Origin of the sequence: Solemya pervernicosa gill symbiont (assembly GCF_002020875.1) — a bacterium.
Classification (GTDB): Bacteria; Pseudomonadota; Gammaproteobacteria.
The window spans coordinates 1-12,963 of sequence record NZ_MPRL01000004.1 but is presented as its reverse complement, the minus strand read 5'-3'; the positions used below and the strand labels follow the sequence as shown (position 1 = coordinate 12,963).

The window sequence follows — 12,963 nt, the reverse complement described above, 5'->3', positions numbered from 1 at the left end:
TTAATAATTAACCGTGAAGGACACGAAGTGACGCAAAGAGATCTAAATCAATAGTTCAAGAGTGAGATCGCGTACGACTATTCTGGCTGGATGATCTGTATTGATAACAGCCAGAAAAGGAGCGAGTCGTACTCTCGCACCCGCTTACTCTCTTTGCGTTCCCTTGCGTCCTTAACGGTTAACCTGATTTGTTAATAACGATAGTGATCAGGCTTGTAGGGGCCGTCAACCGGTACGTCGATGTAATCGGCCTGCTCCTCAGAGAGGGTGGTCAGGTTGATACCGATTTTCTTTAGATGCAGTCGTGCGACCTTCTCATCCAGAACCTTGGGCAAGACATAGACCTTATTCTCGTAGTTCTCACCCTTGGTGAAGAACTCGATCTGTGCCAGTACCTGATTGGTAAAGGAGGCAGACATGACGAAGCTGGGGTGGCCGGTGGCACAGCCCAAATTGACCAGACGACCCTCGGCGAGGATGGTGATGCGCTTGCCGTCGGGGAAGATGACGTGATCGACCTGTGGCTTGACGTTCTCCCACTCATACTGGCGTAGTGAGGCGATATTGATCTCAGAGTCGAAGTGACCGATGTTGCAGACGATCGACTCGTTCTTCATCGCTACCATGTGGTCGTGATCGATGACGTTGACGTTGCCGGTGGTGGTAACAAAGATGTCGCCCAGTTTGCACGCTTCCTCCATGGTGACGACGCGGTAACCCTCCATCGCCGCCTGCAGCGCACAGATCGGATCAATCTCGGTGACCAGGGTGGTGGCACCCATGCCGCGGAATGCCTGCGCACAACCCTTGCCGACATCGCCGTAACCGAGAACCACGGCGATCTTGCCAGCAACCATCACATCGGTAGCGCGCTTGATGCCGTCGAGCAGTGACTCGCGACAGCCGTAGAGATTATCGAACTTAGACTTGGTGACCGAGTCGTTGACGTTCATGGCTGGGAACAGCAGTTCGCCATCCTTCTCCATGTGGTAGAGACGATGTACACCGGTGGTGGTCTCTTCGGTGACCCCCTTCATCTCGTCGGCGATGTCGCTCCATTTGCTACCATCAATCGGCAGATTGCGACGCAGTACCTCGAGAATGGCGACATACTCTTCGTTGTCACCCTCCTGTGCATCGGGTACCGCACCCGCCTTCTCAAACTCAACGCCCTTGTGCAGCAGCAGGGTGGCATCGCCACCGTCATCAAGGATCATGTTGGGCCTCTGACCGTTGGGCCAGTTGAACGCCTGCTCGGTACACCACCAGTACTCCTCGATGGTCTCGCCTTTCCAGGCGTAGACCGGTACACCAGAGGCGGCGATAGCCGCTGCAGCGTGGTCCTGAGTGGAGAAGATGTTGCACGATACCCAGCGCACCTCGGCACCGAGAGCGGTGAGCGTCTCGATCAACACGGCGGTCTGGATGGTCATGTGCAGGGAGCCCATGATGCGGGCGCCCTTGAGTGGTTGTGATGCACCGAACTCCTCGCGCAGGGCCATCAGCCCCGGCATCTCGGTCTCGGCAATAGCGATCTCCTTACGGCCCCAATCGGCCAGGGAGATGTCGGCCACTTTATAGTCAGTGAACTCAGACATAGGTCTCTCTCCTAGTTTCGTTTGGGAGCGCCGTTAAGAAGATCAATCTTTCCCGAGCCTGACGGAGATTCCGCTGCAGCGCTCCTCGGGAGAGAGGTGTTTTTGCCGCCCCTGCTGGGGCGGCAGTCGAGCATTATAGGCCAGCAGCCTCTTTAAGTGCAGCTGCTTTGTCGGTCCGCTCCCAGGGAAGGTCAACATCGTCACGGCCAAAGTGACCGTAGGCTGCAGTCTGCTTGTAGATCGGTTGTAGCAACTCGAGCATCTCTACCATGCCTTTGGGGCGCAGATCGAAGTGTTCACGTACCAGTTCAACCAGTCGTGTCTCATCAAGCTTGCTGGTACCGAAGGTCTCGATGCTGATTGAGGTCGGCTCGGCGACGCCAATGGCGTAGGAGACCTGGATCTCACAGCGCTCGGCCAGGCCGGCGGCAACAATGTTCTTGGCGACATAACGACCGGCGTAGGCGGCTGAGCGGTCGACCTTGCTTGGGTCCTTGCCGGAGAATGCGCCGCCACCGTGGCGTGCCATGCCGCCGTAGGTGTCGACGATGATCTTGCGTCCGGTCAGGCCGCAGTCGCCGACTGGTCCACCGATGACAAAACGACCGGTTGGGTTGATGAAGTACTTGGTGTCACCATTGAGCCACTCGCTCGGCAGCACAGGCTTGATAATCTCATCCATTGCCGCCTCTACCAGAACGCTCTGTTCGATATCGGGATTGTGTTGAGTGGAGAGTACGACCGCATCGACGCCGACCGGTTTGCCATTCTGGTAGCGGAAGGTGACCTGACTCTTCGCATCGGGGCGCAGCCAGGGGAGGGTGCCGTTCTTGCGAACCTCGGCCTGACGACGAACCAGGCGGTGCGCGTAGGTGATTGGGGCTGGCATCAGCACATCGGTCTCGTTGCTGGCGTAGCCGAACATCAGTCCCTGATCACCAGCGCCCTGCTCGTGATCGCTGCTCTCATCAACACCCATGGCGATGTCGGGCGACTGTTTGCCGATACCGTTGAGCACCGCGCATGACTCCCAGTCGAAGCCCATCTCGGAACTGTTGTAGCCGATCTCCCTGACGGTATCGCGCACGATCTCTTCAAGATCGACCCAGGCGGAGGTGGTGATCTCACCGGCCACCAGCACCATGCCGGTCTTCACCAGGGTCTCACAGGCGACGCGCGCCTTGGTGTCCTGCTCCAGTAGTGCATCGAGTACCGCATCAGAGATCTGGTCAGCGACCTTGTCAGGATGTCCCTCGGAGACAGACTCTGAGGTGAAGAGATGATTGTCGGCCATGCTTCAAAATTCCTTGTGTTCAGTTATGGAGCGAGCGATAAGCGGGCAATTCTAGCCGTATTGCCCTTTCTTTGCCTAGTAAGCATCCCTTATTAGGTCTCAACTCTGATTGGGCGGTGATGGGTGATGTGCAGAGCTTTGTACCGTTTTGAACGGGTTGGATTGGGGGATTCTAGAATATTCTCCTTAAAAAACATTGTGATGCGTAAATTTATGGGGGTGAAAGTAGTATTGCTATTGCTGAAAAGTGTCAACTGAGGGAAAATACGCGGCTCTATGCGCTTGGCGCATGGCATGAATATTTGAGCCATGGTGGTGCAATCAGCTGCCAGAGAACTAGAACGAACAGCGGTTGAATTCTTCTGGCCGGACATGGCTGGAACTGACTTCTTAGTGGTTGCCGCATTTGTTGAAACAAGTTGGCAACACGCGCCAGTTAAACTATCGCGCCCTCTTTACCGGCTTCTAGCAGGTCGGTGTTTGTAGTACAGGGAGCTGCGTTTTTAACGACGACAATTAATTCGATTTAAGCAAGTTTTTAAGAAAAAACTAATAGGAGATACACATGCCTTCACGCAGAGACCTAGCCAATGCCGTCCGTGCCCTGAGCATGGATGCCGTGCAAAAAGCCAAATCCGGACACCCTGGTGCGCCCATGGGTATGGCCGACATCGCCGAGGTGCTGTGGAACGGCCACATGAAGCACAATCCGAATAACCCCCAGTGGGCTGACCGCGATCGCTTTATCCTCTCTAACGGTCACGGCTCCATGCTGATCTACTCGCTGTTGCACCTGACCGGTTACGATCTGGGTGTCGAGGATCTGAAGAACTTCCGTCAGCTCCACTCACGCACCCCGGGTCACCCTGAGTATGGCTATGCCCCCGGGGTTGAGACCACCACCGGTCCTCTCGGCCAGGGCATTACCAACGGTGTTGGTATGGCGATTGCTGAGAAGGCAATGGCTGGCCAGTTCAACCAGAAGGGTCACGACATCGTTGATCATAATACCTACGTATTCCTGGGTGACGGCTGCATGATGGAGGGTATCTCCCATGAAGCGTGTTCACTGGCTGGTACGCTGGGTCTGGGCAAGCTCATCGCTTTCTGGGATGACAACGGTATCTCTATCGACGGTCACGTTGATGGCTGGTTCACCGATGACACCGCCAAGCGTTTCGAAGCCTACGGCTGGCACGTTATTGCTGATGTGGATGGTCACGATGCTGAGGCGCTTGAGAAGGCGATCGAATTCGCCAAGGCGATGACCGACAAGCCGACCCTGATCTGCTGCAAGACCACCATCGGTTTCGGTTCTCCGAATAAGGCTGGTAGCCACGCCTGTCACGGTGCGCCATTGGGTGATGAAGAGATTAACCTGACCAAGGCTGCGCTGGGCTGGGAGCACGACGCATTTGACGTGCCTGCCGACGTTTACGCTGGCTGGGATGCAAAAGAGAAGGGCGATGCTGCTGAGAAGGCGTGGGGCGAGAAGTTCGAGGCCTACCGTGTAGAGTACCCTGAGCTGGCGGCTGAGTTTGAGCGTCGTTCAAGTGGCGAGCTGCCTGCCGATTGGGCAGAGAAGTCAGCGGCCTACATCGCCTCGGTCAATGCCGATGAAAAGAGCCCGGCGACTCGTCAGGCGTCTCTGGCTGCAATCGAAGCTTACTCTCCAATGCTGCCTGAGCTATTTGGTGGTTCTGCCGACCTCGGTTGCTCCAACCTGACCGAGTGGTCTGGTTACAAGCCAATGGATGCCAACGAGGAAGCTAACTACATTCGCTACGGTGTGCGTGAGTTCGGTATGTCCGCCATCATGAACGGTATCGCCCTGCACGGTGGTCTGGTTCCTTTCGGTGCGACCTTCCTGATGTTCATGGAGTACGCCCGTAACGCCCTGCGTATGGCTGCGCTGATGAAGCAGCGTTCAATCTTCGTCTACACCCACGACTCTATCGGCCTGGGTGAAGATGGCCCGACTCACCAGCCGGTTGAGCAGATTGCTACCATGCGCCTCACTCCTAATATGAGTGTATGGCGCCCCTGTGACGCGGTTGAGACCGCTGTTGCATGGCAGCAGGCGATTGAGCGTAACGACGGTCCTACCAGTCTCTGCTTCTCGCGTCAGGGTCTGCCACACCAGACTCGTACCGATGCGCAGATCAGCGACATCGCCAAGGGTGGTTACGTGCTGAAGGATTGTGACGGCACCCCGGATGCAATCATCCTCGCGACCGGTTCTGAAGTGGCTCTGGCCATGGATGCAGCTGCAGCGCTGAATGGTAAGAATATCCGTGTTGTCTCCATGCCAAACGTCAACATGTTCGAGCAGCAAGATGCCGCTTATCAGGGTTCTGTACTGCCGGCAGGTGTTAAGACCGTAGCAGTCGAGGCTGGTGTTACCGCCATGTGGTACAAGTACGCCGATAAGGTTGTCGGTCTTGATCGCTTCGGTGAGTCTGCGCCTGCAGGCGAGCTGTTCAAGGAGTTTGGCTTCACCGTTGAAAACGTTGTGAGCGCTGTTGAGGGTGTCCTCTAAGGACCCCGCTCCACTCAGACAAATTTAGATAATTAGTAACCTTTAAGTTAAGGAGAAATTAAATGACTATCAAAGTCGGTATTAATGGTTTCGGTCGTATCGGCCGTATGGTTTTCCGTGCAGTAGCGCAGGAGTTTGACGATATTGAGATCGTCGGTATCAATGACCTGCTGGGCGCTGATTACCTCGCATACATGCTCAAGTACGATTCAGTTCACGGCCGTTTCGGTGGTGATGTTGCTGTTGATGGCAACAACCTGGTTGTAGATGGCAAGAATATCCGCCTGACCGCAGAGCGCGATCCTGCTGATCTGAAGTGGGACGAGGTTGGTGCTGAGCTGGTTATCGATTGCACCGGCTTTTTCCTCACCGAAGAGAGCTGCCAGAAGCACATCGATGCGGGCGCGAAGAAGGTTGTACAGAGTGCTCCTTCTAAGGATGGCACCCCAATGTTCGTATACGGCGTTAACCACGACACCTATGCTGGTCAGGCGATCGTCTCTGCTGCATCTTGCACCACCAACTGTCTTGCCCCGATGGCTAAGGTCATCAACGACAAGTGGGGTATCAAGCGTGGCCTGATGACCACCGTTCATGCTGCAACCGCTACCCAGAAGACTGTTGATGGTCCTTCAATGAAAGATTGGCGCGGTGGCCGCGGTATCCTCGAGAACATCATCCCTTCATCTACCGGTGCTGCTAAGGCCGTTGGTGTTGTACTGCCTGAGCTGAATGGCAAGCTGACCGGTATGGCGTTCCGCGTCCCGACCTCTGACGTATCTGTTGTCGATCTGACCGTTGAGCTCAACAGCGATGCTACCTACGAAGAGATCTGTGCAGCAATGAAGGATGCTTCTGAGAACGGTGACATGAGCAAGACCCTCGGTTACACCGATGAGAAGGTTGTCTCTACCGATTTCCGTGGTGTTGGCTTCTCTTCAATCTTCGATTCAGGCGCGGGTATCGCTCTGGATGGCAGCTTCGTCAAGCTGGTTTCATGGTACGACAACGAGTATGGCTACACCTGTAACATGCTGCGTCTCGTACAGCACGTCTCTGCCTAAAATTAGCGGATCTTTTGCGCCCTGACGGCGTTGTTTGGATGGCTCTGAATACTCACGTACCTATGTACGCTCCGTGTTCAGAGCATCCAAACGCCTTGTCAGAACGCAAAATCTCTCGCCAATTTTTATTGGTTCAGTTGAGGGGTGAGCATCTGCTTACCCCGCAACTTCAATAAAAACAATTTGCCAAGTCTTCAGGCTGAGTATTTGGCAAATCGTTTTTTATATTCAAAACATACTCAGGAGTTCGATATGTCTTTCACCAAGCTGACCGATCTTGATCTTGCCGGTAAGCGCGTTCTGATTCGTGCTGACCTTAATGTTCCGGTTAAAGATGGCAAGGTAACCTCCGATGCGCGTATTTCCGCTTCTATGCCGACCGTTGAGCACTGCGTAAAAGCGGGTGCCAAGGTCATGGTGATGTCTCACCGTGGTCGTCCTACCGAAGGTGAGGTCGACTCTGAGAACTCAATGGCACCGATCGCTGCTGATATGAGCAGCAAGCTGGGCAAAGAGGTTCGTCTGATCAAGGACTACATCAACGGCGGATTCGATGTTGCTGAGGGTGAGGTGGTTCTGCTGGAGAACGTTCGTTTTAATGCCGGTGAGAAGAAGGACAACGAGGAGCTGGCGAAGAAGTACGCAGCACTCTGCGATATCTTCGTCATGGACGCTTTTGGTACCGCTCACCGCGCCCAGGCCTCTACCCACGGTGCAGGCAAGTTTGCCCCGGCGGCATGTGCAGGTCTGCTGCTCTCAAACGAGCTCGATAGCCTGGCCAAGGCACTGGCCAATCCGGCCCGTCCAATGGTTGCCATTGTTGGTGGCTCCAAGGTCTCTACCAAGCTGACCGTACTCGAGGCACTCTCCGAGAAGGTTGACCAGCTGGTCGTAGGTGGCGGTATAGCCAATACCTTCCTCAAGGCGATGGGCAACAACGTCGGTAAGTCACTCTGCGAGGATGATCTGGTCGACACCGCCAAGGCGCTGGTTGAGAAGATGAAGGCGCGTGGTGCCAATATTCCGATCGCGACCGATGTGGTCTGTGGCAAGGAGTTCTCTGAGACTGCTGAAGCGACCCTTAAGGTCGCTGGTGACGTTGAAGATGACGACATGATTTTCGACATCGGTCCCGACTCATCTAAGGAGCTGGCCGAGATTATCTCCAAGGCGGGCACCATCGTCTGGAACGGCCCAGTTGGCGTATTTGAGTTCGACCAGTTCGGTGAAGGCACCAAGACCGTCTCAATGGCGATCGCCGATGCCGATGGCTTCAGTCTCGCCGGTGGTGGCGATACCATCGCTGCGATCCAGAAGTACGACATCTACGACAAGGTCACTTACATCTCTACCGCCGGTGGTGCCTTCCTCGAGTACCTCGAGGGCAAGACCCTGCCAGCCGTTGCGATGCTTGAAGAGCGCGCAAAGGGTTAATCAACCAATAACGGACGGGCCAAACGGCCCGTCCCATTTAACTGTAGCGAGTCAATGAGACGCACAAAAATAGTTGCAACTCTAGGTCCGGCCACCGACGATCCGAAGGTATTGGACGACATTATTGCCGCGGGTGTCGATGTGGTGCGAATCAACTTTTCGCACGGCAGTCACGAAGAGCACACCGCACGCGTAGAGACGGTCCGTAACCGTGCGCGCGCCCACGGTCGACAGGTCGGTGTTTTAGCTGATCTGCAAGGCCCCAAAATTCGTATCGATCGTTTTCTTGAAGGCAAGATTGAACTGATTGAGGGTGAGCTATTCATTCTCGATGCGGCACTCGATTCTAAGTCTGGAACAAGTTCACGTGTCGGTATCGCTTATAAAGACCTGCCCAATGATGTGAAGCGTGGTGACACGCTGCTGCTCGATGATGGGCGAATTGTGCTGTGGGTCGATCAGGTTGATGGTTCTGAGGTCAGATGCAAGGTGATTGTCGGTGGCGAGCTCTCCGACAAGAAGGGAATTAACCGCCAGGGTGGTGGTCTCTCAGCGCCAGCTTTGACCGAGAAGGATCGCGAGGATATTAAATGCGCAGCGGCACTGGGTGCCGATTATGTCGCAATTTCATTCCCGCGCACTGCAGCAGATGTTGAAGAGGCTCGCGAACTACTGCGTGCTGCCGGTGGCCAGGGCAGTATCATGGCGAAGATTGAGCGTGCCGAGGCGCTGGATGTATTGGAGGAGATTATCTCGGTCTCCGATGCAATCATGGTGGCACGTGGCGATCTCGGTGTAGAGATCGGCGATGCCGAGCTACCCGCAGTGCAGAAACGCATTATCAGCATGGCTCGCACCATGGATCGTGTGGTGCTAACTGCCACGCAGATGATGGAGTCGATGATCAATAATCAGATCCCGACCCGCGCTGAGGTGTTTGACGTGGCCAATGCGGTACTCGACGGTACCGACGCGGTGATGCTTTCAGCCGAGACCGCAGCGGGTAAGTACCCCGCCAAGGTTATCAAGGCGATGGACCGGATCTGCCGTAGCGCTGAGAAACAGCGTCTGGCCAAGGTCTCCGATCACCGTATAAATACCCGCTTCCGCCGTAGCGATGAGGCGATTGCGATGGCCTCGATGTATACCGCCAATCACCTTGGGGTTAAGGCGATTGCCGCGTTGACCGAATCGGGCAGCACACCGCTGTGGATGTCGCGAATCAGCTCCGGCATTCCGATCTATGCTTTGACGGGACATGTCGAGACGCGTAGAAAAGTAACGCTCTACCGCGGTGTTTATCCGGTTAGCTTCGATTCGCAGACCACTGATCACGCCGAGATTAATAAAGAGGCGATCGATGAGCTGGTGCGTCGCGGTGCGGTCCGCAAGGGCGATCTGGTGATCATTACCAAGGGTGACCTGCTCGGTCAGCATGGTGGCACCAACGCAATGAAAATCGCCGTCGTCGGCGAGCTAGAGCTCGATGCCAACAACGGCAGTTAATTGGCAGGAATTTGTTTTTTCACGATATGGTCTAGGCTGTATCAGGTTTTAATTAAGATTTTATAACTCACAATATCAGGAGGTTGTAATGGCTCTCGTATCCTTGCGCCAACTACTGGACCACGCTGCAGAAAATGGCTACGGTCTTCCCGCTTTTAACGTCAACAACATGGAGCAGGTCCACGCTATCATGCAGGCTGCTTCAGCCGTCGACAGCCCAGTTATCCTTCAGGGCTCAGCCGGCGCTCGCTCCTATGCGGGCGAGCCCTTCCTGCGTCACCTGATCGAAGCTGCGATCGAGAGCTATCCCAATATTCCTGTTGTTATGCATCAGGACCACGGTGCTTCTCCTGCGATCTGTGCACGCTCAATCCAGTCTGGCTTCTCTTCGGTCATGATGGACGGCTCTCTTGAGGCTGACGGCAAGACCCCTTCAAGCTTCGAGTACAACGTTAACGTCACCAAGGACGTCGTCGATATGGCTCACGCCTGTGGCGTATCTGTTGAGGGTGAGCTGGGTTGTCTCGGTTCTCTCGAGACCGGTGAGATGGGTGAAGAGGATGGCCACGGTGCCGAGGGCAAGCTCGACCTCGACATGCTGCTGACCGATCCTGATGAAGCCGCTGACTTCGTTAAGAAGACTGGTGTTGATGCCCTGGCAATCGCCATCGGTACCTCACACGGCGCCTACAAGTTCACCCAGGAGCCTACCGGCAAGATCCTCCGTATCGACCGCGTTAAAGAGATCCACGAGCGCATCCCTGATGTACACCTCGTCATGCACGGTTCATCGTCTGTGCCTCAGGATTGGCTCAAGATCATCAACGACTTCGGTGGTGATATGGGTCAGACCTACGGTGTGCCTGTTGATGAGATCGTTGAGGGCATCAAGACGGGTGTTCGTAAGGTCAACATCGATACCGATCTGCGTATGGCCTCTACCGGTTCTGTACGTCGTCATCTCTCTGAGAACCCCAGCAACTTCGATCCTCGCAAGTTCCTTAAAGAGGCGACCAAGGCGATGTCTGATATCTGTAAGAATCGTTTCGAGTCGTTCGGTTCTGCGGGTCAGGCTGCCAAGATCAAACCAATCTCGCTTGAGACCATGTTTGGTAAGTACGAAGCTGGCGAGCTGGAGCCTAAGGTCAACTAAGCACCTTGCTCCGAGCAAAAAAGGCGACCTTCGGGTCGCCTTTTTTTATGTCTGAAGGGTGCTCAATAGAGACGCTTGATGGAGTACAATGAAGGGATCGGCGGCCTGATTTCTCTGCTTGAGACTGCTGAAACAACAATAATTAGGAGTGGCATATGAATCCTGAGAAGGTGGTCTTTGGCTTCTTTATCGTCCTGGCGCTAACGCTCAATTTTGGTTTTTTTATCGGCGAATTTGATAATCCCGCGCACCACCACGTCTATGAGCTATTCGCAGCCATTGTGGTCAATCTGGTTGCCACCACCCTCAAGTTTGGTGATCGCACACAGATGGGCGCGATCCTGCTCGCTACCAGCCTGGTGGCCGACCTGCAGTTGATCGTCGCTGCGATCGTTTGGGGTGCTGCACTCCATATCACTGAAGTCGGTATGACCCCGTCGGTGATGGGTAGCATCGTTTCTCTCTCCGGTGGTGCGCTACTGGCGAACATCACTTCGGTGGTACTGCTGGTAATCGAAACCGTGATGCTGCGTCGCTAAGCGCAGAGCACATTTGATCGATTAAAGGGCGTCGATGAATCGCACCTTCTTCTTAATCCTGCGCCGTATGCGTGCGCCGTTGATCTTCCTGATCGCGGCCTATGCCATCTCGGTTCTCGGCATGGTATTGATGCCCGGGCTCGATGATCAGGGAAATCCATGGAACATGGATTTTTTCCATGCCTTCTATTTCACCAGTTTTATGGCCACCACCATCGGCTTCGGTGAGATTCCCTACGAATTCACCGATGCCCAGCGCATGTGGGCGATGGTCTCGATCTACATCACCGTCATCTCCTGGCTCTATGCGATCGGTACCATTATCGGCCTGATGCAGGAGCCCGCTTTCAAGCAGGCACGGACCGAAAACGCCTTTGCTCGCAGCGTACGGCGCATTAGTGAACCCTTCTATCTAATCTGCGGCTTTGGTGATACCGGTTCACTGCTGATTCAGGCGCTGACCGACCGAGGCCGTCACGCGGTGGCCGTCGATATACAAGAGAGACGGGCGAACGCGCTGGCACTGCAGGATTTTGACGTCTACGTGCCGGGCAGCCATGCCGATGCCTCCAAGCCGGAGAACCTGATTCGTGCCGGGCTACAGCTCCCCAACTGTGCCGGTTTGATTGCCCTGACTGATGATGATCACGCCAACCTCTGTATCTCGATTACAGGTCGACTGCTGCGTTCTGATATGGAGGTGATCTGCCGCGCCGAGTCACACGATGTAGAGGCGAATATCGCCTCCTTCGGCACCCAGCACATCATCGATCCCTTCGATGCCTTTGCCGAGCACCTGGCGATGGCGATCCACTCCACCGGTGTCTGGTTGTTGCACGAGTGGCTCACCGAGGTACCCAATACACCGTTGGCGCAGCCACTCTATCCACCACGTGGGACCTGGATCATCTGTGGTTACGGTCGTTTCGGTAAGGCGGTGACGGCCAATCTGCGTCGCGAGGGAATCGATGTCATCATCATTGAGGCCGATCCAGATAAGACAGATTGCGAAGAGTGTGTGATCGGACGCGGTACCGAGGCGGAGACGCTGATCGATGCAGGTATCCACGACGCGGTGGGTATCGTTGCCGGTACCGATAACGATGCCAATAATCTCTCGATTGTAATTACTGCACGGGATATCAAGCCCGACCTGTTTGTCGTTATGCGCCAGAACAAACACTCAAACGACGACCTGTTCCGCACCATCAATGCTGATATCGTGATGCAGGCGAGTCAGATTATTGCCCACGAGATCCTGGCCCTGCTCACCGCACCACTGCTGGCGCAGTTCCTGCGCATGGCGCGTGAACACGATAACGACTGGGCCAATCAGTTGATCTCAAGAATTAGTGCCGTGACGGGGGATTTTGTGCCGGAGATCTGGGGTGCTGAGATCACCATGGGGCGCTCGGCGGGTGTGCATCGTGCGTTGGCCAATGGCTGGGAGATTCGTCTCGAACACCTGCTACACGACCCGAGCGCACGTGAGCGCGACCTTGCCTCGATTCCACTGCTGCATGAGCGGCGTGGAAAATTGACTCTGCTACCCGATGAGAAAACCGCGCTTCGTTTTGGTGATCGACTGCTCTTTTGTGGCAGCAAGGGCTCATCGGCGGCGATGCAGTGGTCGCTGCAGAACCACAACGCCCTGACCTACATTATGACCGGGCGGGAGAATCCCGACGGTTCTGTCTGGCGCTGGCTGGAAGGGAAGGCGAAACGCTAGATATCGAACGCTGACCGCCATGGATAGCGAAGCGAAGGCGGTTAGTCCGCGATAGTCGACGCCGTCTGCATATTCGTAGTTGAGAGCGGGAGCGAACGACGAAGAAG

Annotated in this window: 9 protein-coding genes and 1 riboswitch; of the genes, 7 read left to right on the top strand and 2 right to left on the bottom strand. The window is 55.1% G+C overall.

The features are described from left to right. Positions 1-191: 191 nt before the first annotated feature. Together ahcY and metK are read right to left on the bottom strand one after the other, a co-directional pair. On the bottom strand, positions 192-1,598 hold the full coding sequence (gene ahcY, locus BOW52_RS01730) for an adenosylhomocysteinase (protein WP_078482364.1): 1,407 nt from the start codon (positions 1,596-1,598) through the stop codon (positions 192-194). A gap of 18 nt (positions 1,599-1,616) precedes the next feature. Continuing rightward, a riboswitch (S-adenosyl-L-homocysteine riboswitch) is annotated at positions 1,617-1,691 on the bottom strand. A 40-nt stretch (positions 1,692-1,731) separates the two neighbouring features. After that, positions 1,732-2,892: a methionine adenosyltransferase gene (metK, locus tag BOW52_RS01725; protein ID WP_078482363.1), complete on the bottom strand. Its 1,161-nt coding sequence runs from the start codon at positions 2,890-2,892 to the stop codon at positions 1,732-1,734. Between the two features lie 565 nt (positions 2,893-3,457). On the opposite strand from metK, the gene tkt reads away from it, so the two are divergent. The 7 genes from tkt to BOW52_RS01690 all read left to right on the top strand — a co-directional run bounded on the left by tkt (position 3,458) and on the right by BOW52_RS01690 (position 12,856). Next, on the top strand, positions 3,458-5,431 hold the full coding sequence (tkt, locus tag BOW52_RS01720; protein WP_078482362.1) for a transketolase: 1,974 nt from the start codon (positions 3,458-3,460) through the stop codon (positions 5,429-5,431). Between the two features lie 62 nt (positions 5,432-5,493). Further along, positions 5,494-6,495 (top strand): type I glyceraldehyde-3-phosphate dehydrogenase, encoded by a 1,002-nt coding sequence (gene gap, locus BOW52_RS01715; protein WP_078482361.1) that lies wholly within the window; start codon positions 5,494-5,496, stop codon positions 6,493-6,495. A 252-nt stretch (positions 6,496-6,747) separates the two neighbouring features. Next, positions 6,748-7,929, top strand: coding sequence for a phosphoglycerate kinase (locus tag BOW52_RS01710; protein WP_078482360.1), 1,182 nt, complete (start codon positions 6,748-6,750; stop codon positions 7,927-7,929). A 54-nt stretch (positions 7,930-7,983) separates the two neighbouring features. Continuing rightward, positions 7,984-9,435: a pyruvate kinase gene (gene pyk / locus BOW52_RS01705; protein ID WP_078482359.1), complete on the top strand. Its 1,452-nt coding sequence runs from the start codon at positions 7,984-7,986 to the stop codon at positions 9,433-9,435. An 88-nt stretch (positions 9,436-9,523) separates the two neighbouring features. Then, a complete protein-coding gene (gene fba / locus BOW52_RS01700; RefSeq protein WP_078482358.1) occupies positions 9,524-10,588 on the top strand; it encodes a class II fructose-bisphosphate aldolase in 1,065 nt (354 codons plus the stop codon). Positions 10,589-10,743: 155 nt separating this feature from the next. Beyond that, positions 10,744-11,127, top strand: coding sequence for a DUF6394 family protein (locus BOW52_RS01695; protein ID WP_078482357.1), 384 nt, complete (start codon positions 10,744-10,746; stop codon positions 11,125-11,127). Positions 11,128-11,161: 34 nt separating this feature from the next. Next, the gene (locus tag BOW52_RS01690) at positions 11,162-12,856 is read left to right on the top strand and encodes a potassium channel family protein (protein ID WP_078482356.1); all 1,695 of its coding nucleotides are present in this window, start codon (positions 11,162-11,164) and stop codon (positions 12,854-12,856) included. Positions 12,857-12,963: the final 107 nt, after the last annotated feature.

Excerpts from the sequence above, each read along its gene's own strand:
- ahcY (WP_078482364.1), bottom strand. The coding sequence starts at position 1,598 with ATGTCTGAGTTCACTGACTATAAAGTGGCCGACATCTCCCTGGCCGAT.
- metK (WP_078482363.1), bottom strand. The coding sequence starts at position 2,892 with ATGGCCGACAATCATCTCTTCACCTCAGAGTCTGTCTCCGAGGGACAT.
- tkt (WP_078482362.1), top strand. The coding sequence starts at position 3,458 with ATGCCTTCACGCAGAGACCTAGCCAATGCCGTCCGTGCCCTGAGCATG.
- gap (WP_078482361.1), top strand. The coding sequence starts at position 5,494 with ATGACTATCAAAGTCGGTATTAATGGTTTCGGTCGTATCGGCCGTATG.
- BOW52_RS01710 (WP_078482360.1), top strand. The coding sequence starts at position 6,748 with ATGTCTTTCACCAAGCTGACCGATCTTGATCTTGCCGGTAAGCGCGTT.
- pyk (WP_078482359.1), top strand. The coding sequence starts at position 7,984 with ATGAGACGCACAAAAATAGTTGCAACTCTAGGTCCGGCCACCGACGAT.
- fba (WP_078482358.1), top strand. The coding sequence starts at position 9,524 with ATGGCTCTCGTATCCTTGCGCCAACTACTGGACCACGCTGCAGAAAAT.
- BOW52_RS01695 (WP_078482357.1), top strand. The coding sequence starts at position 10,744 with ATGAATCCTGAGAAGGTGGTCTTTGGCTTCTTTATCGTCCTGGCGCTA.
- BOW52_RS01690 (WP_078482356.1), top strand. The coding sequence starts at position 11,162 with ATGAATCGCACCTTCTTCTTAATCCTGCGCCGTATGCGTGCGCCGTTG.